19 protein-coding genes are annotated in these 21,330 nt (G+C 67.8%); 10 read left to right on the top strand and 9 right to left on the bottom strand.

Features of this window, described 5'->3' with window-relative positions; translation table 11 throughout:
- The first annotated feature begins 69 nt into the window (after window positions 1-69).
- From DBZ32_RS19505 to DBZ32_RS19530, 5 genes are all read left to right on the top strand, one after another.
- Window positions 70-1,557: a 4-hydroxyphenylacetate 3-hydroxylase family protein gene (locus tag DBZ32_RS19505; protein WP_119168940.1), complete on the top strand. Its 1,488-nt coding sequence runs from the start codon at window positions 70-72 to the stop codon at window positions 1,555-1,557.
- 27 nt (window positions 1,558-1,584) lie between these two features.
- A complete protein-coding gene (locus tag DBZ32_RS22940; RefSeq protein WP_208539330.1) occupies window positions 1,585-2,595 on the top strand; it encodes a flavin reductase in 1,011 nt (336 codons plus the stop codon).
- Window positions 2,592-3,269, top strand: a complete 678-nt coding sequence (locus DBZ32_RS19520; RefSeq protein ID WP_119168941.1) for a DUF1028 domain-containing protein — start codon at window positions 2,592-2,594, stop codon at window positions 3,267-3,269. The genes DBZ32_RS22940 and DBZ32_RS19520 overlap by 4 nt, the downstream gene beginning before the upstream one ends.
- Before the next feature lie 14 nt (window positions 3,270-3,283).
- Complete coding sequence (locus DBZ32_RS19525) at window positions 3,284-4,207, top strand: LysR family transcriptional regulator (RefSeq protein WP_119168942.1); 924 nt, start codon at window positions 3,284-3,286, stop codon at window positions 4,205-4,207.
- 128 nt (window positions 4,208-4,335) lie between these two features.
- The gene (locus DBZ32_RS19530; protein ID WP_119168943.1) at window positions 4,336-5,439 is read left to right on the top strand and encodes a hypothetical protein; all 1,104 of its coding nucleotides are present in this window, start codon (window positions 4,336-4,338) and stop codon (window positions 5,437-5,439) included.
- A gap of 29 nt (window positions 5,440-5,468) precedes the next feature.
- On the opposite strand, the gene DBZ32_RS19535 is transcribed toward DBZ32_RS19530, so the two are convergent.
- Window positions 5,469-6,341, bottom strand: coding sequence for a hypothetical protein (locus DBZ32_RS19535; RefSeq protein ID WP_119168944.1), 873 nt, complete (start codon window positions 6,339-6,341; stop codon window positions 5,469-5,471).
- A gap of 65 nt (window positions 6,342-6,406) precedes the next feature.
- On the opposite strand from DBZ32_RS19535, the gene DBZ32_RS19540 reads away from it, so the two are divergent.
- Window positions 6,407-6,952, top strand: a complete 546-nt coding sequence (locus DBZ32_RS19540; RefSeq protein ID WP_119168945.1) for a DUF924 family protein — start codon at window positions 6,407-6,409, stop codon at window positions 6,950-6,952.
- A 67-nt stretch (window positions 6,953-7,019) separates the two neighbouring features.
- On the opposite strand, the gene DBZ32_RS19545 is transcribed toward DBZ32_RS19540, so the two are convergent.
- Complete coding sequence (locus DBZ32_RS19545) at window positions 7,020-8,204, bottom strand: FAD binding domain-containing protein (protein ID WP_119168946.1); 1,185 nt, start codon at window positions 8,202-8,204, stop codon at window positions 7,020-7,022.
- A gap of 114 nt (window positions 8,205-8,318) precedes the next feature.
- Here DBZ32_RS19545 and DBZ32_RS19550 point away from each other — a divergent pair, with 114 nt between their 5' ends.
- Both DBZ32_RS19550 and DBZ32_RS19555 read left to right on the top strand, forming a co-directional pair.
- On the top strand, window positions 8,319-9,221 hold the full coding sequence (locus DBZ32_RS19550) for a LysR family transcriptional regulator (RefSeq protein ID WP_119168947.1): 903 nt from the start codon (window positions 8,319-8,321) through the stop codon (window positions 9,219-9,221).
- A 102-nt stretch (window positions 9,222-9,323) separates the two neighbouring features.
- A complete protein-coding gene (locus DBZ32_RS19555) occupies window positions 9,324-9,695 on the top strand; it encodes a hypothetical protein (protein WP_119168948.1) in 372 nt (123 codons plus the stop codon).
- 77 nt (window positions 9,696-9,772) lie between these two features.
- Here DBZ32_RS19555 and DBZ32_RS19560 read toward each other — a convergent pair whose 3' ends face one another.
- Window positions 9,773-10,819, bottom strand: a complete 1,047-nt coding sequence (locus tag DBZ32_RS19560; protein WP_119168949.1) for a methyltransferase — start codon at window positions 10,817-10,819, stop codon at window positions 9,773-9,775.
- Window positions 10,820-11,412: 593 nt separating this feature from the next.
- On the bottom strand, window positions 11,413-12,045 hold the full coding sequence (locus DBZ32_RS19565; RefSeq protein ID WP_119168950.1) for a pyridoxamine 5'-phosphate oxidase family protein: 633 nt from the start codon (window positions 12,043-12,045) through the stop codon (window positions 11,413-11,415).
- 126 nt (window positions 12,046-12,171) lie between these two features.
- On the opposite strand from DBZ32_RS19565, the gene DBZ32_RS19570 reads away from it, so the two are divergent.
- Window positions 12,172-13,137, top strand: a complete 966-nt coding sequence (locus DBZ32_RS19570) for an endonuclease/exonuclease/phosphatase family protein (RefSeq protein WP_119168951.1) — start codon at window positions 12,172-12,174, stop codon at window positions 13,135-13,137.
- A gap of 26 nt (window positions 13,138-13,163) precedes the next feature.
- Here DBZ32_RS19570 and DBZ32_RS19575 read toward each other — a convergent pair whose 3' ends face one another.
- The 4 genes from DBZ32_RS19575 to wrbA form a co-directional block, all read right to left on the bottom strand.
- Window positions 13,164-15,617 carry a DUF3772 domain-containing protein gene (locus DBZ32_RS19575; protein ID WP_162906862.1) on the bottom strand — a complete coding sequence of 818 codons (2,454 nt, stop codon included), beginning with the start codon at window positions 15,615-15,617 and terminating at the stop codon, window positions 13,164-13,166.
- Between the two features lie 281 nt (window positions 15,618-15,898).
- Window positions 15,899-16,927, bottom strand: coding sequence for a glutathione S-transferase family protein (locus DBZ32_RS19580; protein WP_119168953.1), 1,029 nt, complete (start codon window positions 16,925-16,927; stop codon window positions 15,899-15,901).
- A 76-nt stretch (window positions 16,928-17,003) separates the two neighbouring features.
- Window positions 17,004-17,729 (bottom strand): pirin family protein, encoded by a 726-nt coding sequence (locus tag DBZ32_RS19585; RefSeq protein WP_119168954.1) that lies wholly within the window; start codon window positions 17,727-17,729, stop codon window positions 17,004-17,006.
- A gap of 53 nt (window positions 17,730-17,782) precedes the next feature.
- On the bottom strand, window positions 17,783-18,382 hold the full coding sequence (gene wrbA, locus DBZ32_RS19590) for an NAD(P)H:quinone oxidoreductase (protein ID WP_119168955.1): 600 nt from the start codon (window positions 18,380-18,382) through the stop codon (window positions 17,783-17,785).
- A gap of 130 nt (window positions 18,383-18,512) precedes the next feature.
- Here wrbA and DBZ32_RS19595 point away from each other — a divergent pair, with 130 nt between their 5' ends.
- Entirely contained in the window at window positions 18,513-19,448 is a 936-nt protein-coding gene (locus tag DBZ32_RS19595) for a LysR family transcriptional regulator (RefSeq protein WP_119168956.1), read from the top strand.
- Between the two features lie 41 nt (window positions 19,449-19,489).
- On the opposite strand, the gene DBZ32_RS19600 is transcribed toward DBZ32_RS19595, so the two are convergent.
- Window positions 19,490-21,043, bottom strand: coding sequence for a methyl-accepting chemotaxis protein (locus DBZ32_RS19600; protein ID WP_208539331.1), 1,554 nt, complete (start codon window positions 21,041-21,043; stop codon window positions 19,490-19,492).
- Window positions 21,044-21,330 lie beyond the last annotated feature (287 nt).

A 21,330-nucleotide genomic window follows, 5' to 3' on the forward strand; every position in this document is an offset into this window, starting at 1 on the left:
GCCGGAGTCACACTGGGAGCACCCCATCCTATGGCACACCCGCCGCCTCCGGCCTCCGGGAGACCCGTCATGATCCGCACCGGCGAGCAGTACATCGAGTCGATCCGCGACGGCCGCGAGGTCTATATCGGCGGTGAGCGGGTGCGCGACGTGCCCAGCCATCCCATGTTCAAGCCGCTGGTCGAGATCCGCGCGCGCATCTACGACATGGCCCATGCGCCCGAGACGCGCGAGGTCATGACCTATGCGGAAGAGGCCGGAGGCGAACGCCATGCCATCGGCAACAAGCTTCCCGTCACCCAGCAGGACTGGTGGGACAAGCGCCGGGCCACCGATAGCGTGCTGGAAACGGTGGGCGGCATCGTCACCCGCGTCGGCGACGAGACGGTGGGCGAGGTCTGGAGCCTCTACGACGGCCAGGAGGTGCTGAACGAGGTCGATCCGCAGTTCTCGGCCAACATTCGCCGGCACGTGGAGCAGGTGATCACGGGCGATCCCTTCCACGTCTCCGCCAACACCGATCCCAAGGGCGACCGCTCGAAGCGACCGCAGGACCAGGACCCGGACATGCTGCTGCATGTGGTGCGGGAAAGCGACGCGGGGATCGTGGTGCGCGGCGCCAAGTACGAGACGGCGGCGGCCTACGCCAACCAGGCCTTCACCAAACCGACCATCGCCAACTGGGGCGACGCGGCCCTGTCCGACTACGCCGTCGGCTTCGTCTGCGACCTGGGCTCGCCCGGCCTGAAGTTCATCTGCCGCGAGGGCTTCGCCGGCCGCGCCTCGCCCGACGACTATCCCCTGGCCAACCGCTTCGACGAGGTGGACACGCTGGTGGTCTTCGACGACGTGCTGATCCCCTGGGAGAACGTGCTGTTCTACCGCCACACCAAGGCGGCGACCTTCATCCGCGCCACCCTGCACCGCTATTCGGCCTTCGCCTTCGTGCAACGCAACCTGCGCCTGGCCGACCTGATGATCGGGGCGGCACTGTTCAACGCGCGCCAGACCGGCCTGGACAAACAGCAGGCGGTGCAGGAGAAGCTGTCCCAGCTCGCGGTCTATCGGGAGGGCATCAACGCCCACCTGACGGCGGCCATCGCCCTGGCCGAGCCGAGCCCCGCCGGCCTGCTGATGCCCAACCAGTCGCTGCTCTACAGCGGCCGGGTGCTGGCCTGTTCGCAGTTGCACGAGATGATGCACATCGCTCGCGAACTCTGCGGCGGGCAGGTCTGCGTGACGCCGAACAAGGCCGACTTCGACAATCCTGCGACCAAGCCCTGGCTGGAAAAGTTCTACACGGTCAACGAAAACTGGATCGCCGACGATCGGCGCAAGCTGCTGGCCTTCGCCCGCGACCTGCTGAATTCCGACTACGCCGGGCATCGGCTGACCTTCCAGCTCTTCGCCCAGTCGCCGCCCTTCAATCACCTGGCGGCGGTCTACCGCAGCTTCGACTGGGACGGCCCGCTGGCCTTCGCCAAGGACGCCGCCGGCTTGTCCGACCGTGTTCTGGGTGCCAAGAAAGACCCCGGCAGGCAGAACGCCGCCGAATAGAGTCATGGGATGAGCAGGTAAGAGGGCATGGGCCTGGCCGAACAGAACGAGACGAACGATCCGGACCTGCGCCTCCGTTTCCTGGAGGGCATGAGCCGGGTTGCCACCACGGTCAGCGTGGTGACCACCGACGGACCGGCTGGCCGCGCCGGCGTGACGGTCTCCGCCATGTCGTCGGTCTCGGCCGACGGGCCGCAGCCGGTGCTGCTGGTCTGCGTCCATCGCGACAGCCCGGCCGCCGCGGCGATCCGCGCCAACGGCGTCTTCTGCGTCAACCTGCTGCGGGACGCGCAGTCGGGCGTTTCCGACGTCTTCGCGGGGCGGATCAAGACGGTCGACGGCGACAAGTTCTCCTGCGCGCTCTGGACCACGCTCGCGACCGGAGCGCCGCTGGCCGAGGACCGGCTGGTCGCCTTCGACTGCCGCCTGTTACAGGAGCAGGCGGTCGGCACCCATCACGTCTTTTTCGGCGCGGTCCAGGCCGTCGCGCCGGAACCCGGCGAGGCGGCGGGCGAAGCGCCAGGCCGGCCGCTGCTCTACACCGACCGCGCCTACGGCACGCCGGCCCGGCTCGAGGGCGGGCAGACGGCCCCGGCCCACCGCCGCCTGCGGCCCTTCAACACCCGCGATACCTACCCGGATCAGAAGCTCGACAACGATCTCAGCCAGGTGGTGGCGGCGCGCGGCACGACGCTCTACCTGCGCGGCCAGGTCGGCCAGGGCCTGGAGGACAGCGCCTCGGTCGCGGTCGGCGATCCGGCCGGGCAGGCGGAACAGGCCATGGCCAACATCGCGCAGCTTCTGCGCGAGGCCGGCAGCGACCTGAGCCATGTCTGCAAGATCGTCATCTATCTGACCGACCCGCGCTACCGCGAGCCGGTCTACCAGGTCGTCGGCAGTTGGCTGCGCGGCGTCTATCCCGTCTCCACCGGTCTGGTGGTCCAGGCCCTGGCGCGGCCCGAGTGGCTGGTCGAGATCGACGTCACCGCCGTGATTCCGGACGGAAGCGATGATGGCGACAGGGCAGTTGGGCCGTGACCTTCTCGATCGCCGCGCGCTGTCCGGCGACCGGCCAGTTCGGCCTGGCCGTCACGTCCTCCTCGCCCGCCGTCGCGGCGCGCTGCGCCCATGCCCGTGCCGGTGTCGGAGCCGTCGCCAGCCAGAACGTCACCGACCCGCGCCTCGGTCCGCGCGGGCTCGAATTGATGGCGCTCGGCGCCTCGGCGCGTCAAGCCTGCGACGCGCTGCTGGACTCTAGCCCCGGGATCGAGCATCGCCAGCTCACGCTGGTGGATGCCAAGGGTGGCACGGCCCATTGGTCCGGCCTCCAGACCCTGGGTGTCCATGCGGTGGCGGAAGGCGCGGGGGCCGTTTGCGCCGGCAACCTGCTGGCCAATCCCGAGGTTCCCGAGGCGATGCTCCAGGCCTTCGCCACGGCCGCGCGCGACCCGCTGGGCGACCGGCTGATCGCCGCGCTGCAGGCCGGATTGGTGGCGGGCGGGGAAGCGGGGCCGGTCCACTCCGCCGGCCTGCTGCTGGTGCGCGACGTGCCCTGGCCGGTCGCCGATCTGCGAATCGACTGGCGGGACGAGGAGCCCATCGCCGCTCTGGCCGCGCTCTGGCGGCGCTACGCACCGCAGCTTGACGACTACGTGACGCGCGCGCTCGACCCGTCCGCCGCGCCCGGCTACGGCGTGCCGGGCGAGGGCTGAGCGCCGCCCGCGCCATGCGCTTCACCTTCCGCCAGTTGGAGTACTTCGTCGCCGCCGGCGAGGCCGGCAGCATCCGGGGTGCGGCTGAGGCCATCGCCATCTCCCAGCCCTCCATCTCGGCGGCCATCGCCCATCTCGAGCGCGAGCTGGGTCTGCAGCTCTTCGTGCGCCACCACGCCCAAGGGCTGTCGCTGACGCCGGCGGGCCGCCGCCTGCTGCACGAGGCGCGGCTGCTGCTGGAGCGGGCCGAGGGGCTGCATGCCGTCGCCGCCGAACTCAACGAGCAGCTGGGCGGCCGCCTGGCCCTCGGCTGCTTCGTCACACTGGCGCCGATGATCCTGCCGGAACTGATGCAGGGCTTCGCGGCGCGCGTGCCCGGGGCGGAGATCGCGCTGTTCGAGGCGGATCAGGAGCGCCTGGTCGCGGCGTTGCGGCGGGTCGAACTGGACCTGGCCCTGACCTACGACTTGCAGATGCCCGAGGACCTGATCTTCACGCCTTTGGCGGAGCTACCGCCGCATGTCCTCCTGCCGGCGGCGCATCCCCTGGCGGGACGGTCCGAGCTGAGCCTGGCGGAGCTGGCCGAGGAGAAACTGGTGCTGCTCGACCTGCCGCTCAGCCGGGAGTACTTCCTTTCCCTCTTCCTGCGCGAAGGTTTGGAGCCGCAGATCGCCCAACGCTCGGCCCAGCAGGAGGTGGTGCGCGGCCTGGTCGCCAACGGCTTCGGCTACAGCATCGCCAACGCGCGGCCCCGCGCCGGCGCGGCGCTGGACGGCCGGCCGCTGGTGCGGCTGCCCTTGGCCGGCGACCCTCCGCCGCTCCGCTTCGGCCTGGCTCGGGCCGAGAGCCTGCAACCCTCGCGGCTCTCCGCCGCCTTCGCCGAGCACTGTCGTGCGGCGATTGGCGAAGGCGGCGTTCCGGGGATGGATCTGTCGTAGAATTCGACAATTCCAGGCTGCCGACTGCCGGGCTTTGCACGTTTAGCATGAGATAGGTCAAGGCCGGCCCTGCGGGCGGGCGTTCAGACTATGGCTTCGCATCCAGCAACCGGGCAGGAGCCACGGACATGTTGAGCCTTCGACTCGCCGCCGCCATAGCGCTGACCGTTGCCTTGCTGCTGGCCCTGGGGCCGCGTGTGGCGAAGGCGGAAAAGCTCGAGAGTTTCGAGGTCGCCGGCTGGGTCGGCGGCGCCTATGCGGAGGACGACGGCCGGTTCAGCCACTGCAGTCTCGGCGCGACCTACAACAGCGACATCACGCTCGTTTTCCTAATGGACGACGCGGGTCTTTACCTGATGTTGGGCAAACCGGGTTGGCGACTGCCCTTGGGCGAGCAGTACCAGCTGACTCTCCGCGTCGATCAGTCCTGGCAACGGCAGCTGCCAGGTCTCGTCACCGGCGAGGCCGAGTTGACGATCCCGATCGGCGACGATGCCGACGCGCTGCGCAGTTTGAAGCAAGGTCGCTTTCTGGGCATGGATGCGCGCCACGAGAGCTTCGGCTTCAAGCTCGAGGGCACGATGAAGGCGCTGAGTCTGCTGGAGCGCTGTGTGGAGCGAAGGCTCTATGCCGGCAGCTTGAACCCCTTCGGCGGTCCGGGGGAAGGGCCCGGCGAAGGTACGGCGAACCCCTTCGGTCCGGTTGCCCCGGGAGCCCCTGAAGCGCCGTTGGACCCGGACGACTGGACTTACCGCGATTTCGCGCTGACGCCGCAGAAGTTGAAGGAGTTTCTGGTTGCTGCCAGCGGGGGCGGTTCGGCCCGCGTCCATCGGCCGGGAGCCAACGACGCCTACCTCGATTTCGTGGTGGAGGGCATTCCTGGAACCTACCTCGAATTTCCGACAGACATGCGGGAACCGGACGCCACCTTAACGTTCCGATTGCTGGCGGAGGCCTTCGCCGACGATTGCCGAGCCCGTGTCGGATCGGGCACGTTGGATGCCACGCTTGTCGGCGGGCTGGATATCGTAAGGGGCTTTCATGCCTGCAGCTCGCCGGATCGCTACGTCGCGGTGATCGCCCTGTCCGAATCCTACCTCGACAGCCTGCTGACCATGGAGGCGTCGCGCGAGGGGCAGGCGGTCGCCGAGCGCTTGGGACGCAGGTTCTTCTCCACCCTGGCAGCGGCCGCCGGCAGCTCCTACGAGGGTGTCAGCTTGCTGTTCGAATAGCGTTCGATGCGGCGCCGCGCCTGCGGCGATCAGTATTGGAAGTTCAGCTTGCGGCTGACCAAGGGGATCGGGCTGGCCGGTTCCGCTTGCCCCTGGCTGGGTACCACCCGGTTGAGAGTCGCCGGCTGCGCGGGTGCGGGCGGAACGACCTGGGGCGAAGCCGGGACGACACGAGCTTGTGTCGGAACGGCTTGCGGCGTTGGCAGGCCGGCCGCCGGTTGCTCGCCCGGCCGCTCGCCTTGCGTCAGGTCCTGTTGCGCGGTCGGGCCGAGTGGACTTGTGCCGAGTGGATTTGGGGCAAACCGGTTCTGCGGCGCAGCGCTTCGCTGCGGCGCGGTCGGCGCCTCCTCCGGCAAGGCTTCCCCCGGTGCCGCGGGGGGCGTAAGCATCAGGTCCCCGGGGCGCACGCCCTCGTCGCGCGGCACCTCGACGGGGCCGCGGCCGCCGCGCACGTTGCGGATGTCGTCGAACCAGGGCGGGATATAGACCTGTCCCGCCACCAGGCGCGGCAAGCTCTCCTCCGGCTGCTGCGCGGGGGCGTCCGGCAGGACGATCCCGCGCGCGCCGCCCGGGCCGCGCTCTCCGGCCGGATCGCGATAGAGCCCCGTCGTGGAGTCGATCTGAGGCGGCAGGATCGTGGCGCCGGCGGGCAGAGGCACGCGCGGCAGATTGCTGAGATCGACTCGCGGGATCGAGACTGTCGAGGACCCCTGTTGCTCCTGCGCGCGCTCGGCCGGCGTGGTGTGGAACTGCAGCTCGCGGGAGACCAGCGGGAGCTGCTGCGCCATGGCCGCCAGCGGAGCCAGCGCCAGTGCCAGAGTCGCAAGGGCGCCGAAGGCCAGCGCGGTGCCGGCGACGGGTCGCGGAGCTTCAGAGCCTTTGCCGGTGAGGATCTTGTTCATTGCCGGTGCTTGTAGCAGAAAGATGCCGGTTTGGGCGAGCGGGTCGGGCGGGAGAGCAGGGCGGCATGGACGAGATCGACGCGGTACTGGATTTCTGCTTCTCGGAGGCGGTCGCACCGAAGTGGTTCGTCAAGGATCCGGACTTCGACACGGAGGTGGCGCGCGTCCTCGGACCTCTATTGGAAAGGGCGCGCGCCGGCGCCTTCGGCCATTGGCCGGCGACGGCGCGGGGCGCGCTGGCTCTGGTGCTGCTGTTCGATCAGGCGCCGCGCAACCTCTTCCGGGACAGTCCTGAGGCCTATGCCCTGGATCCGCGCGCGCGGGCGCTGACGCGCCAGGCGGTGACGGCGGGCCTGGACCGCGATCTCGCTCAGGACCGGCGGCTGTTTCTCTACCTGCCGCTGCAGCACAGCGAGGTCCTGGCCGACCAGAACCTGTCGGTGGAGCTGTTCGGCCAACTCGATGAGGACCCCGACTGTCTGGTCTATGCCGAGCGGCATCGTGAGATCGTGCAGCGCTTCGGCCGCTTTCCCCACCGCAACGCCGCCCTGGGCCGCGAGACCACGGCCGAGGAAGCCGACTTCCTGACCCAGCCGAACTCGTCCTTTTAGCGGCCGTCTAGAGCGCGATCGTCTCAGGCGGAAGCGCTTCGCTTCCGCCTGAGACGTGAATCCTACTCTAGCGGTTGAACAGGAGGTGGTCGCCGCTTCGGCGGCCCTGGTCCCGGAGGCGCTGGCCGAGGGCGAGTTGCCGGGGCTCCCAGCGCTCCAGCGCTTCGTCGATGTCGTCCGGGCAGCGCCGCAAGGCGTCGGCCAGAGTCAGGGCGTTGGCCGCGGCCTTCGCCGTGCTGGCCGCCGTGTGCGGGCGCGGAATGAAAGCGGCGTCGCCCAGCAGGATCACGCGGCCCCGCACCATCCGCTCGACCGCCAGATCCCGGATCGCCTGGGCGAAGGGCTCCCGCGTCGCCCGCACGACCTCGCGGAAGGCAGGGGGCAACAGCTCGCCCGCTTCCCGGTGGACATGGTCGCGCCACCGGTCGGCCAGCCGGCCCTCGGGCAGGGAGAAGCCCCGGTAGCGGCCCTCCCGATCAGTCATGATGTCCCGCAGCGCGGCGTCGTCCGCCACCCGGTACCAGACCCAGTTGTAGAGGCGGTGGCCGGAGCGGGTATCGTTGTTCTCGCCCGGCACCAGATAGCCCAGGATGTGCGACCCCTTGGTGTTGGCGAAGCCGAAGTCGCCGTGCAGTCCGTCGCGGGCGGCCGGCGGCATCTCGTCCTCCGGCACCAGGCCGCGCCAGGCGAGATAGCCGGCGTAGGCCGGCTCCGCCTCCGGCCAGAGCAGGCGCCGCACCGTGGAGCCGTTGCCGTCGGCGCCGACCAGCAGATCGCCAGTCTCCTCCGTGCCGTCCTCGAAGCGGGCCGTGACGGTTTTGCCGGCCTCGTCCTGCCGCAGCCCGACCAGGGTCTTGCCTTGGCGATAGTGCGCCTCGCCGAAGGCCCGCTTCATCGTGGTGTAGATCAGCGACCAGGAGGTCTGGGTCTGCGGCGCCACCTGCCGGTCCTGGAGCGAACCGTCGCGCCGGAACACTTTACGCTCGCGCGACCGCACGCCCAGATCCATCGTCTCGACTTCCGCGCCGGCCTGACGGAAGGCCTCGACGACATCGGGCTGCAAGACAATGCCGCCGCCCCGGCTGTCCAGGCCGTGGGAGGAGCGTTCGTAGATGTCGACGGTCCAGCCGGCCTGCTTCAGCAGGGCTCCGGCGAAGAGGCCGCCGAGGGATCCGCCGACGACCAGAGCGCGGCGTGCAGTCGGAGCGCGGCTTGCTGTCGGAGCTGCGGCTTGTGAGGCTTTGGGGCTCAAGGCGGCTATCCTTTCCAGGTCTCCGTTGTGTCCTTTGCGCAGACATTATTCCTCGCCACTCCGAAGTAAAACGCCGCTTGCTCGCCTATGTTTCATTCGGTTATGGAATGAGTTATGGACCGCATCGCCGCCATGCGGAGCTTTCTCCGCGCCGTCGACACCGGCAGCTTCACCGAGGTCGCGCGGGAAGGGAACACCACGCAGCCCACCGTCTCGAAGCAGATCGCGGCGCTCGAGGCCCATCTGGGCGTCCAGCTTCTGGTGCGGACCACCCGGTCGCTCTCGGTAACGGAGGAGGGCGCGCGCTACTACGAGGCGGCCAAGGCGGCGCTCGACGGCCTGGAGGCCGCCGAGGCGGCGGCGCGCGGGTCGAAGTCTCCCGAAGGTCTGCTGCGGATCGGCTGTCCCGTGTCCTTCGGGCAGGTCCAGCTCGTGCCGCGCCTGCCGGCGTTTCTCTCGCGCTTTCCCGCCCTCTCCGTCGATCTCGCGATGTCGGACGCTTTTCTCGATCCCGTCGAGCAGGGTGTCGATCTGGTGATCCGTCTGGGTGCGCTGAAGGACTCGCGGCTGATGGCGCGCTCCGTCGGGTCTGCGCGGCGGGTCACGGTAGCCAGTCCGGCCTATGTCGAGGCCTTCGGCCGGCCCGGGCGGCCCGAGGATTTGGCCCGGCACGACTGCGTGCTCTACACGCGGCTGACGTCCGGTTCCGAGTGGCCTTACGCAGGGCCCGACGGCACGGCGCCGGCCGTGCGGGTGCGTGGCCGGGTCCGGGCCGATAATTCCGTTGCCATGCTGGGCGCGGTGCTGGCGGGCCTGGGGGTCGGACTGATGCCGCTTTGGCTCGCCGGCGACGATCTGCGACGCGGGCGGCTGCTGTGCCTGCTGGAGGACTACGAGCCGCAGGCGCTGCCGATCCATATCGTCTCGCCGCCGCGCCGCTTCGCGCCGCCCAAGGTGACAGCCTTCGTCGACTACATCGCGCGGGCGTTCAGGCAAGATCCCCACCTCTCGGGATGAGGCCGCGCCGCTTCCGGAAACTGCGACTGGCGTTTGTGAGGAGGCGTCCGATCTGCTCTAAGTGAGCCATCGAAGACGGACGAGCGACCAGGAGTTTTTCGAATGCCGATCCTCTCTGCCGCAACCTCTGCCGCCGCGCTGCTGGCTCTGGCCTTCGCGCTGGCCGGCCCAGCCGCGGCCCTGACCGACCAGGAGGCCGAGGGGATCTTCCTGCGCTATCAGAAGGCCATAGCCGCCGCCGAGTCCTGCTACGAGGTCACCTTCGGCCAGTCGGAGCAGCAGGCGATGATGGACGTCGTCAACGCGGCGGTGGAAAACCGGATCGGCGCGAAGCGTCTGCGTCTGGTCGTCGAGGCCGAGACCGAGGTGCGCGAGATGCTTCCGAGCCAGAGCTGCAATGGCGAGAAGATCCTGCCGTTGCTGGAGCTGTTCGAGCGCGATCTGCGGCCGGCGCTGGCGGGCGTAGAGGGTTAGGGTCTTCGGGAATCGGCTGCGGGGACTGGCTGGGTGGACCCTGAGGCGTCGCCAAGGCCTTGGGTTGTCCCCGGGCGTCAGGCAGGCTTTTGGAGGACGACCAGCTTGGTCATGGCCGGGATAAGCTCGCAGGTCTGGCTCACCTTAAATCCGATCTCCTGACCCATCCGGGTTAGCCAGCCGACCGACAGCGAGCGCGCATCTGGCGTAAAGGCCATATGCTGAAGCTGCCAGAGCGCGGCCAGCGCCGGGCCGCGGCGGTCGTCCTCGACCATGAAGTCGTGCACCATCAATTTGCCGGCCGGCGCCAGGGCGGCGAAGGCGTTGCGCAGTAGGCTTTCCACCGCACCCCCGGGCACGCCGCTCATGAGATAGGACATCAGGATCGCATCCTGGTTGCCGGGCCACTGCACCTCGATCGCATTTCCGGGGATATAGCGGACGCGGTCGACCAGCCCGGCTTCGGAGATGAAGCGCCAGCCGATCTCGGCCACGTTCGGAAAGTCGATAATCGTGGCGTGCAGCTGCTCGTAGGCCTTGCAGAGGCTGATGGTCACCGCACCCGTGCCGCCACCGACGTCCAATAGGGATGTCGTGCCGGCCAGATCGACAATCCGGGCCAGCGTGCGGCCCGGTCCCAGAGAGCCGGCATGCTGGCTTTCGGAATAGACCGAGGCCTGCTCCTCGTCCGCCATCCAGTGGCGGTACGACGCGATGGCCTCGTCCGGCAACTGGTCCTGCATCACGGCGTTCAACTGCAGCAGGAAAGGGTACATCTGCTGGTCGATCTGGTAGCGCAGATAGTCGCCGAAATCGTATTTCGACTGACGCGAAAGGAAGCTTTCGGCCGCTGGCGAGTTCTGCAAGCGCGTCTTGTCGGCATAGATCAGGAGACCGATGCTGACCAGCGCCGTGGTCAGCATTCCGATCCGATTGACGGGGACGCCCGTCGCCTCGGCCAGTTCCTCGACGGTCTTGGCACCGTCCGCCAAGGCCGTGAAAAGCTCGATGTGCAGCCCTGCGAACAGCGCTTTCGACGCCATGAAACTGAAGGCGATCGAAGACAGCTCTTCGGCGGTCTCGACCGGTTTGGCCTCGCCGCCAAGAATGTCTTGTACGTTCATTGGTTCTGAAAACTCCTTTGGATCCAGGAGGGACGGCGAGCATACAGGGTCTTCGCTGCAGCGCAACATGAGGGCGGAAAGGGTGCGTCCAGGCGCCGTCGGGGGCAGTACGAGCGGGAGCGCTCATCGCGGTGTGAAGGCCAATCCGAGGCCGCTGCACGGTCGAAGGCAGATGGGACTCTTCCAGGTTCCCGATTTAAATGCCTCACCGAGTTGGTACGGAGAGCGACGCCTACGGTTGGGCGTGAGACGGCCTGTCCGGCGTTTTCAAAGCCCCACTCCGAGGGATATCGGGGCTCGCACGGCTCACTGTGCCGCCGTGAAGCAGGTTACGAGAGGGTCGCTTGTCTCAGAGATGGAGTTCCACGTTCTTCCGGAAGATCAGTCGCCGCGTCGCCGATTGCAAACCCTTTATAGAGTACTATTGCAGGAAGTCTCACCCTGTATGAAAGCTGACAATCGCACAGGTTCGGCGCGGGGGGGGGTGTCCGCAATCGGGTGATTGGGCAGTACGGGGAGTCCACAGGTATCGACACGGCGCGCCGCATCGCTGCCGCAGTCACGGTCCGGCTATCGATCGCTTGGGCGCGAGGCTAGGGCTGTACCCAGGTCTCGGTCAGGTTGCCGGCGTCGTCCCAGGTGAAGCGGGCGGCGCGGTGGCCCTGATGGCTGAGGTAGAGCCAGTCCAGCCGGCGGATCTGGCAGAGCACGACGGTGAAGTTTCGGCGTCCGGCCAGGCTCTCTTCCTCCGTCGGGCTGCGGTCGGCCAGGGCGGCGGGCAGGCCCGATGTCGGTGTCTCGGTCGGGCGGCCGGGCGGCTGGTGGGTCATGTAACAGCGGCGGCTGAACAGCCGGGTGCCCTGCCAAGCCGCGTCCGCGGCGGCGTCCGCCTCCCGATGGACCTTGGCGAGGGCCTGAACGCGGAGCTGAGTTTCCTCGGCCGCATCGTAGAACAGGAAACTGACGCGCGGGTCCGTCCCGATCTGGCGGATCTTGGCGCTGCGTGCGTCGCTGTGGACGCGCAGCAGGTGGTGTCTCCGGTCGACCCCGCGCAGCACGACACTGCGGGCGTCCGGCCCTTCGTCGGGCGTGGAGGTCGCCAGGACCGGCAGATGAAAGCCGTGCTTGCGGTCGCTCACCCCGACCTGCAGCAGATGCCAGCAGTTCTCGAGAACGGTGCCGAGGTCCGGCTCGTCATCGCGATGGCAGATGTGCACCAAGGTCATTCTTCGCGCCCCGAAAGGGCCGGTTGAAAAACGATAGGTTCAGGCTCGAAACCATCTACTTTCGCAGATAGGCAGGCTACTCTTCGGTTTCCAGGGAGCGGCCCTGTAGTGGCATAGTCGCATCCCATGAGCACGAGCTTTCGGCTGGCCACCTTCAACCTGGAGAGTCTCGGCGACGGCGACCGCGGCGGGCCGCCGCTGGCGCCGCGGCTGTCGGCCCTGCGCCCGCTGCTGCTGGCCCTGGAGGCCGAGGTGGTCTGCCTGCAGGAAGTGAATGCCGTCTCGCGCGACAAGCGGCCGCGCCAACCCGAGGGGTTGGAGGCCCTGATCGCCGGGACGCCCTATGCCGAAGCGGCGCGGTGCCTGTCGCTGGGCGTCACCGGGACGCACCTGGCCGACCGCCATAACCTGGCGATTCTGAGCCGTCTGCCGATCCGGAGTTGGCAGTCCTTGCACCATGCCTTCGTGCCGCCGCTCGACTTGCCGCTGATCGGACGGGAGGGCGTGCAGGTGACGCGAAACTTCGACCGTCCGCTGCTGTTCGCCGAGTTGGAGCTGGCCGACGGACGGATGCTGCACCTGCTCAATCTGCATCTGCGCGCACCTCTGGCCGCCGCCTTTCCAGGCGGCAAACGCGAGGGCACCTGGCGCGACACGGCGGCCTGGGCGGAGGGCCTCTACCACGCGTCGCTGCTGCGCAGCGCTCAGGCGCTGGAGGCGCGGCTGCTGGTGGAACGGATCTTCGACGCCGAGCCCGAGGCCCTGATCGCCGTCTGCGGCGACTTCAACGCGGAGGGGGAGGCCGCCGCGCTGGAGGTCCTGGCGGCACCGCCGGCCAAGACGGGCTTGGCGGAAAGTGCCGGGCGCGCCCTGGTGACCCTCGATCCCGGCCTGTCGCCCGAGCGCCGCTTCTCCCTGCGTCACGCCGGCCAGGCGCTGATGGTCGATCATATCCTGGTCAGCCCGGCGCTCTTCGCCGGCTATCGAGGCATCGACAGCCTGAACGCGCACTTGGTCGATGACTGCGCTCAGTCGGCGGGTGCCGAGCGCGGCTCCTTCCACGCACCGCTGGTCGCGGCGTTCGACCTTTAGAGCCTGCGATCCCGGTCGCGGTTCGCTTAGCGGTCGCCCCCGTCCGACCCCCCGCCGTCCGACCCCCCTTCGGGGCCGACCTCGCCGCCGCGCGGCGCCATCGCGGCGGCGGGTCCGGACCCGGGCGCGATGGCCTGGCCCGGCGCGGTGACGATGTGCAGGTCGCGCTGGGGGAAGGGGATCGAGATCTTGTGTTCGCGAAAGACCCGGTCGACCGCGAAGTGCAGGTCGCTGCCGACCCTCAGGTAGTAGTCGGTGTCGCGCACGTAGGCCCGCAGCTCGAACTCCAGGGCCGAGTCGCCGAAGTTGCGGAAAAGGACATAGGCAGCCGGCGTATCCAGCACGTCGGGATGTTCCTGAGCGCAGGAGAGCAGCAGGTCGTGGACGAGCTGGGTATCGGAGCCGTAGGCGACCCCGACCTTCACGGTGGTACGCGCGACGCGGTTCTTGTGGGTCCAGTTGGTCACCGGCTGGGTGACCAGCTCGCTGTTCGGCAGGATCACCGAGGCGCGGTCGAAGGTCTCGATCTCGGTGGCGCGCACGGAGATATGCTTGACCATGCCCTCGTGGCCGGCGGTGACGATCCAGTCGCCCACCTTGACCGGGCGTTCGATCAGCAGCAGCAGGCCGGAGACGAAGTTGTTGACCACCTCGCGCAGGCCGAAGCCGATGCCGACCGAGAGGGCGCCGGCGATGATCGCGATGTTGGAGAGGTCGAGCCCGAGGGCGGCGACGCCCAACAGCAGGGCCAGGATCACGCCGACGTAACCGCTGGCGGCGACGATGGAGTGGCGCACGCCGATGTCGAGCCGGGTCTGCGGCAGCAACCGGTCGGACAGCAGCCGTTTCACTATGCCGGTGGTGGCCAGGGCCAGCAGGAAGACGATCACCGCCAGGACGAAATCGAGCGGCGAAATGGTCAGGCCGCCGATCTCGAAGCCTGTGACGATCTCGCGGGTCCAGAGATTCAGCAGAGCGGAGGGGACGCCGAGCAGGTTCAGCAGCATGTAGAGGCTGCCGAGCACCAGCGCGGCGTCGATCGCCAGCGAGACCCAGAACAACAGGACCCGCGCGCCCTGTTCGCTGAGACCGCTCGAGCGCGTGACCCCCTCGAACCAACCGCCCTCCGGTGTCAGGAGTTGTTCCAGCCCCTCACGCAGGATCGCGCGGAGCAGCAGCAGTCCGCCCAGCAGCAAGGCGAAGAACATCAGGCGGGACAGCAGGAAACCGCCCATGAAGGCATAGCCTGCAAGTGCCGTCAGCGGGGCGGCCGCCAGCAGCAGCCAGATCAGCAGACGGGCGGCGGGCCAGTAGCTGCTGCCGATGCCCTTCGCCTCCGGCCAGAAGCGGGATGGCAGCAGGCCCATCAGGAGGATCGTCACGACGGTGATGGCGATCAGCAGGAAGACCGAGGCCAGAGCCTCCGGCATCGGCGACATCGTGATGCCGATGGTGTCCCAGCCGAAGGTGAAGAGGGCGTTCGCCGCCGCGAAGGCCGTGATGCCGTTCGCCAGGGCGACGGCCCCGTCGGGCGAGGTCGGGACGATGCGCCAGGCCGGCAGCTTCGGTGAGAGCGCCGCGCGTGCCAGGCCGGCGACCAGCAGGAAGAAGGCCAGGGCGCGCAATCCCGAATCGATCAGCTCGGCAAAGTGGCCGGTCAGCAGCCCCTGGCCGATCAAGGCACCGGCCAAGGCCGCCAGCGCCAGCAAGGGCAGCAGCGCGTCGGCGGCGCCGTCGACCACGACGGCTAGAAGCCGTCGGGTGTAGGAGGGATCGGAGATGGCCGGATCGCGGCCGAAGCGGCCCTTCAGGAAGAGCCGCACCGGCCAGGCGAGGACGCCGGCGAGCAGGAAGGCCAGCAACGCCAGGAAGTAGGGGCCGGGCCGGCTCGTGAGCGCCGGCGCCTGGCCGTACCATTCCAGCGGCGCGGCCAGAGCGTGGCCGACCACCGTGACCGCCTCTCCGAAGGCATCGAGCCAGGTCTGCGGCTCCAGCGGGCTGGGGAAGAGCGTCAGCAGCTCGGCCGTCAACTCCTCCTGCTGAGCGCGGCTGATGTCCCGCAGCAGCACGTTGGCCTGCGTTTCCGCTAGCTGCGCCTGACGCAGCCGGGACTCGAAGACCGCAATTCTTTCCTGGATGTTCTGGCGCGCCTCGGTGATCTCGGGCCGCTCTTCGGGCTCTCCCTCGGCTGGGGGCGGACCCAGCGCCTCCCGTTCCTGACCGAGCGGCGTCAGCGCGTTCTGCGCCCGTCGCTCCGCCGCGTCGGCTTCGGCGATCAGCGCATTGAGGTCGTTCTGCAGTTCGGTGGTGCGCGTGGGTGACGGCGGCGTGCCGCTGAGCTCCTCGCGGACCGCATCCAGGGTTTCATGCCAGGATGCGCTGATTTCGTCGAAGGAACGGGCTTGCTGCTCCGCCAGAGCGGAGAGCGGCGTAAGCAGGACGAAAAGGGCAAAGGCACAGAACGCCAGGCGGGCAAACACGATCCGGTCGAACCTCGAGAATGATCGGCAGGTCGCCGAGGGTAGCGGCGCTGGGTAGCAGTCCGCGAGCTGGCCCGACAAGCCCTGCCGCCGCCTGTTCCCCAACCTTGTCCCGGTAGCGCCGAAGCGAGGGGAAAAGGGGGCAAAAAGACGACCGTCACGCCTTCTTCGCGCTGTGCCGCCCGTGGCATCTTGTTCGTAGGTCTAGTTCAATGCAACCACGGGTGCCAGGAAGCGGGCTCAAGCGACCGCTATCCGGCCTACGGCCCTCTGCAGGCGCCCTATTCGGCCGCTCGGCTCAAACGGTCGCGGTCGTGGGGGGCCATGAAATCGATCCGCAGGCCGGACGGCACGACGCCGGTCGGGTTCACTGTCGCGTGGCTGCCGTAGTAGTGCCGCTTGATATGCGTGAAGTTCACGGTTTCGGCGACGCCCGGCACCTGGAAGAGTTCACGGGTGTAAGCCCAGAGATTGGGGAAGTCGACCAGGCGGTCGCGGTTGCACTTGAAGTGTCCGACGTAGACCGGGTCGAAGCGCACCAGCGTGGTGAAGAGGCGCCAGTCGGCTTCGGTCAGGGTCTCCCCAACCAGGTAGCGGTTGCGGGCAAGCCGCGCCTCGAGCCCGTCCAGGCAGGCGAAAAGCGCTTCGAAAGCTTCCTCGTAGACAGACTGTTCGGTCGCGAAGCCCGCCTTATAGACGCCGTTGTTGATCCGGTCGTAAACCTGGGCGTTGACCGCGTCGATCTCGCCGCGCAGCGCTTCCGGATAGAAGTCCGGCGCGGAGGCGTCGCCGATCTCGCTGAAGGCCGCGTTGAGCATGCGGATGATCTCCGCCGACTCGTTGCTGACGATGGTCCGGCGTTGCTTGTCCCAGAGGATGGGGACGGTGACCCGGCCGCTATAGTCCGGCTTGGCCTTGGTGTAGAGCTGGTGCGCGAAGTCGAAGCCGTGGAGCGGATCGCCGGCGGGATAGCCGGAGGTGCCGCCAGCGCCCTGGTTGTCGCTATCGGTCGGGCGGAACTCCCAGCCGTTCTCTGCCATGTGATAGTGCACCGTCGAGGTGGAGATCACCCGCTCCAGACCCTTCAGCTTGCGGAAGATCAGGGTGCGATGCGCCCAGGGGCAGGCCAGGCTGACGTAGAGGTGATAGCGCCCGGCTTCGGCCTCGAAGCCGCCGTCGCCGCTCGGCCCGGGGCTGCCGTCCCGCGTGATCCAGTTGCGGAAGGCGCTGTCCTGACGCCTGAAGCGCCCGCCGGTCGACTTGGTGTCGTACCACGTGTCGTGCCAAACGCCCTCGACCAGCAAACCCATCTTGGTTTCCTCCCGCTGCAGGTATCACGGACGCGGGCGCCGGCCAATCGGATAGCCGGCGCCCGCGCTCCGTGAGTTAGGCCGGAACCTCGGCGATCAGGATCTCGCTCTGGTCCTCGGCGGTCAGCTCGACCGCCTCCACGTCGGCGAGCGCGACACCATCGCGGGCCTTGGCGGAGAAGGACGTGCCGTCGCCCTCGACCTTCACCCGACCGACCGCCGGCACCAGATAGGCGCTCTTGCCTGGCTGGGGCCGGTAGGTCACCGACTGTCCCGGCTTCAGGGTGGCGGCCAGGATGCGGGCGTCCTGGTGAATCCTCAGGGGACCCTCGGTACCGCCGGTCTCCTCGCCGGTTCCGGAGGCCAGCACCACCAGCTCTCCGCTGCGCTCGCCCTTGGGAAAGGCGCTGGCGGCCCAGCCGGGGGCGATGCCCGGTTCCGCGGTTTCGATCCAGATCTGGAAGATCTTGGTCTCCTCGCTTTCCACGTTCATCTCCGAGTGCTGAATCCCGCTGCCGGCCCACATCACCTGGACGTCGCCCGCCTCGGTCCGGCCGGCATTGCCCAGGCTGTCCTGGTGGGTGATGGCGCCCTCGCGCACGTAGGTGACGATCTCCATGTCGCGGTGGCCGTGGGGGGCGAAGCCGCGGCGCGGCTCGATGGTGTCGTCGTTCCACACCAGCAGCTTGCCGAAGCCGCGCCGCGCCGGATCGTCGTAGCCGGCGAAGCTGAAGTGATAGCGGGCGCTCAGCCAGTCGTTCTCGAAGCGCCCGAGGCTCTCGAAGGGACGATGCTCGATCATGGCGAAAGATCCTTTTTGTGCCGGCTCCCGGGCCGATTTCAGTTATGTGTCCGCTAGGCACTCAGTTTCTTGGCGACTTGGGCGACGGTCTGACCCTGGTAGCGGGCCAGCGCCAGCTCCTTGTCGTTCGGCTGGCGCGAGCCGTCGGCCCCGGCGATGGTCGCCGCGCCGTAGGGGCTGCCGCCCTTGACCTCGGACAGATCCGTCAGTTCGGCCGCGCCGTAGTTCAGCGGCACGATGACCATGCCGTGGTGGGCCAGGGTGTTCCAGGTCGAGGTGATGGTGGTCTCGTTGCCGCCCCCGGTGCCGGTGGAGGCGAAGACGCTGCCGACCTTGCCGACCAGCGCACCCTTCATCCAGAGCCCGCCGGTCTGGTCCCAGAAATTTCGCATCTGGCTGGCCATGTTGCCGAAGCGGGTCGGGGTGCCGACGATCACGGCATCGTAGTCCGCCAGTTCGGACGGCTCGGCGAGCGGCGCGGTCTGGTCCAGCTTGGCGCCGGCCTTCTCCGCCACCTCCGGCGGCATCAACTCGGCGACGCGCTTGACGGTGACTTGGACGCCCTCGACGGAGCCTGCACCGTCGGCGACGGCGCCCGCCAGGGTTTCGACGTGGCCGTAGGTCGAATAGTAGAGCACCAGTACCTTGGTCATTCTTGGAGACTCCCTTGCCCGTCTCGTCGGTGAAAGCCGTTGCCGGCTGGTTCGAAGGAAAGATGGTGCGTTCACCCAAGGATGTTAATAAGCTGAATTGTTAATTGATTGTTTCTTGGAGGAAACGCCAATGAGGCTCGAAGACGTCACGGCCATGGTCGTCTTCGCCCGCGTCGTGGATCTGGGCGGCTTCTCCGCCGCAGCGCAGGCGCTCGGCCTGTCCAAGTCGGCGGTGTCGAAGCAGATCAGCAAGCTGGAGGACCGGCTCGGCACGCGGCTGCTCAACCGCACGACGCGGCAGCTTTCCCTGACCGAAGCCGGGGCGGCCTTCTTCGAGCGCTGTCAGCGGGTCGAGGCCGAGGCGCTGGCGGCCGAGGAGGCGGTGACGCATCTGGCCGAGGCGCCGCGCGGTCTGCTGAAGGTCAATTCGGCCCTGTCCTTCGGCGTCCGGCATATCGCCCCGGCGCTGCCGGCCTTCCTGGCCATGTGCCCGGAACTGGAGGTCGATCTCTCGCTGAACGACCGTCCAGTGGATCTGGTCGAGGAGGGTTACGATCTGGCGATCCGGATCGGCAAGCTCGACGACTCGAGTCTGGTGGCGCGCCGTCTGGCTCCGATGCGCCGCTTTCTCTTTGCCGCGCCCGACTACCTGGCGCGCGCCGGGCGGCCAGAGCATCCGAACGACCTCAAGCAGCATGACTGCCTGCTCTACGCCTATCAGACCAGCGACCAGACCTGGAGCTTCAAGGCGGCGACGGGCGAGGCGGAGCGGGATGTGAAGGTGCGGATCTCCGGGCGGCTGCGGATCAACAACGGAGATGCCATTCTGGAGGCCTGCATCGCCGGGCAGGGCATCGCCCTGCTGCCCAGCTTCATCTGCAGCGACGCCTTGACGGAGGGCGCCGTCGAGCGGCTGTTGCCCGACTGGGCCGACGGCACGCCGGGTGGGGTGCACGCCGTCTTTCCGGCGAGCCGGAACCTGTCGCCCAAGGTTCGCGTCTTCGTCGACTTTCTGCTGAGCCGCTTCGGCAGCGAGCCCTATTGGGACGCGCCGCTGCGCGATTGAGGTCCGCTCTCCCCGACGCCCTGCTTTGCTGGGCGGCCTTGCTAAGCCGCCGTGTTCTGCAGGCTGCGATAAAGGTCGGTGCCTTCCTGCGCCAGGGTGTCAGCGGTCTGTACGGCTTCGGCGATGGAGTCCAGGCTGGTGCTGACTTCACCGACCGCCCCGGCCGCCGACTGCATGTTCGCGGCGATCTCGCGCGTCGTCTCGGTCTGTTCCTCGACCGCTCCGGCCACGCCCGTGACGCTTTTTTCCACCGAGGTCACGGCGTTCTTGATGCTGTCGAGACGCTGGACGACGTCGCCGGCGATGGACTGCATGCCGGCGATTTCCGTGGAAACCTGCTCGGTGGCCTTGGCCACCTGGGTCGCCAGCAGCTTGACCTCCGAGGCAACGACGGCGAAGCCCTTGCCCGCCTCGCCGGCGCGGGCGGACTCGATGGTTGCGTTGAGGGCCAGCATGTTGATCTGTCCGGCGATCTCCTGGATCACCGAGACGATGCTGTTCATGGCGTCCGCCGCGCCGACGAGTTGCTGGGTCGCGGTGTCTGCCTTCGCGGTCTCCTCCATCGCCGTTCCGACCTGTTCGGTGGAGAGGGTCATGCTCTGCGAGATTTCGGTCGCGGAGGCCTGAAACTGCCCCGCCGCCGCCGCCGCCGATTGGACCACCTGCGCCGTTTCATTGGATGCGGCGGCCGCCGAGGTCGTCTGCTCGTTGGCGGTGCCGACGGCTGCCAGGATCTTGTCGAGATTGCCGTCCACCAGCTTGCCGACGCGCTCGGCTTCGTGGCGCGCGTGGACGCGCTGGGTGATGTCCGTGGCGTAGAGTACGACCTTGAAGGGCTTGCCGTCGGGATCGAGGATGGCGTTGTAGGAGGCCTGCAGCCATAGCTCCCTGCCATCCTTGCCGATCCGCTTGACCTCCGAGGCGCGATGCTCGCCGCGCGCCAGCGCCTCCCAAAACTCCCGGTAGTCCCGGCTTTGCGCGTCGTCGGGCACGAGCAGGAGCCGATGGTTTTGGCCGATAACCTCCTCGAGGCGATAACCGACCGCGTTCAGGAAGTTCTCGTTGGCGTCGAGAATGGTGCCGTCGAGCTGGAAGGACACCACCGCCTGGGACGTGTTGATCGCCGCGATCTGTCCGCTGTAGTCGGCGTTCTGCAGCGTTTGGGCGGTGACGTCGATGGCATGCTTGATGACCTTGACGACCCGGCCGCGCGCATCGACGACGGGACTGTAAGTCGCCTGAATCCAGATCGGCCGCCCGCCCTTGGCAATGCGCTTGAAGACGCCGGTCGGCGGCTCGCCGCTGCGCAGATTGGCCCAGAACTGCCGGTAGGCATCGCTCTCGGCGAAGAGCGGATCGACGAAGAGGCTGTGATGCCGGCCCTGGATTTCCGCCAGATCGTAGCCCATGGCCGCCAGGAAGTTATGGTTGGCGGTGATGATCGTACCGTCAGGCTCGAAATGAATGATGGCCTGCGACCGATCCAGCTCCGCGAGCATCGAAGCTATTTCGACGGAGGTGACCTTGATCCTGCCGCCCGCCGATATCCGGCCGCGCCCGGCACCTAGGATGCGGCCGAGGGAGAGGTGCGCCATGAGTCGTCCTTTAGCGAAAAGCAAAGCAGCGATGGTGTGAGCGGAGCCGAGAGGTGGCCACAGCGTTGACGATAATTGAATTCGGAGACTGCCCCCTAATGGTTGATGGAGGGTAAAATTTGATCGAGTTTTCCGAGTCTTAGCCGCTGCAGCCAGACCGATTTGCAAGTCGTTCGATTCTGCAAGACCAGCATAATTCAATCTGAAATTGTGCCGATTTGATAGATAGTCAGCGAACTACACTTCTAATTGTATCCAATTTACCACCGCTTAATCATAGCGTGACA

Source organism: Algihabitans albus (genome assembly GCF_003572205.1).
GTDB classification, from domain to species: domain Bacteria; phylum Pseudomonadota; class Alphaproteobacteria; order Kiloniellales; family DSM-21159; genus Algihabitans; species Algihabitans albus.

Bases quoted from the DNA above. Each gene is read 5' to 3' on its own strand.
- DBZ32_RS19505 (WP_119168940.1), top strand. From the start codon at position 70: ATGATCCGCACCGGCGAGCAGTACATCGAGTCGATCCGCGACGGCCGC.
- DBZ32_RS22940 (WP_208539330.1), top strand. From the start codon at position 1,585: ATGGGCCTGGCCGAACAGAACGAGACGAACGATCCGGACCTGCGCCTC.
- DBZ32_RS19525 (WP_119168942.1), top strand. From the start codon at position 3,284: ATGCGCTTCACCTTCCGCCAGTTGGAGTACTTCGTCGCCGCCGGCGAG.
- DBZ32_RS19530 (WP_119168943.1), top strand. From the start codon at position 4,336: ATGTTGAGCCTTCGACTCGCCGCCGCCATAGCGCTGACCGTTGCCTTG.
- DBZ32_RS19535 (WP_119168944.1), bottom strand. From the start codon at position 6,341: ATGAACAAGATCCTCACCGGCAAAGGCTCTGAAGCTCCGCGACCCGTC.
- DBZ32_RS19540 (WP_119168945.1), top strand. From the start codon at position 6,407: ATGGACGAGATCGACGCGGTACTGGATTTCTGCTTCTCGGAGGCGGTC.
- DBZ32_RS19550 (WP_119168947.1), top strand. From the start codon at position 8,319: ATGGACCGCATCGCCGCCATGCGGAGCTTTCTCCGCGCCGTCGACACC.
- DBZ32_RS19555 (WP_119168948.1), top strand. From the start codon at position 9,324: ATGCCGATCCTCTCTGCCGCAACCTCTGCCGCCGCGCTGCTGGCTCTG.
- DBZ32_RS19560 (WP_119168949.1), bottom strand. From the start codon at position 10,819: ATGAACGTACAAGACATTCTTGGCGGCGAGGCCAAACCGGTCGAGACC.
- DBZ32_RS19565 (WP_119168950.1), bottom strand. From the start codon at position 12,045: ATGACCTTGGTGCACATCTGCCATCGCGATGACGAGCCGGACCTCGGC.
- DBZ32_RS19570 (WP_119168951.1), top strand. From the start codon at position 12,172: ATGAGCACGAGCTTTCGGCTGGCCACCTTCAACCTGGAGAGTCTCGGC.
- DBZ32_RS19580 (WP_119168953.1), bottom strand. From the start codon at position 16,927: ATGGGTTTGCTGGTCGAGGGCGTTTGGCACGACACGTGGTACGACACC.
- DBZ32_RS19585 (WP_119168954.1), bottom strand. From the start codon at position 17,729: ATGATCGAGCATCGTCCCTTCGAGAGCCTCGGGCGCTTCGAGAACGAC.
- wrbA (WP_119168955.1), bottom strand. From the start codon at position 18,382: ATGACCAAGGTACTGGTGCTCTACTATTCGACCTACGGCCACGTCGAA.
- DBZ32_RS19595 (WP_119168956.1), top strand. From the start codon at position 18,513: ATGAGGCTCGAAGACGTCACGGCCATGGTCGTCTTCGCCCGCGTCGTG.
- DBZ32_RS19600 (WP_208539331.1), bottom strand. From the start codon at position 21,043: ATGGCGCACCTCTCCCTCGGCCGCATCCTAGGTGCCGGGCGCGGCCGG.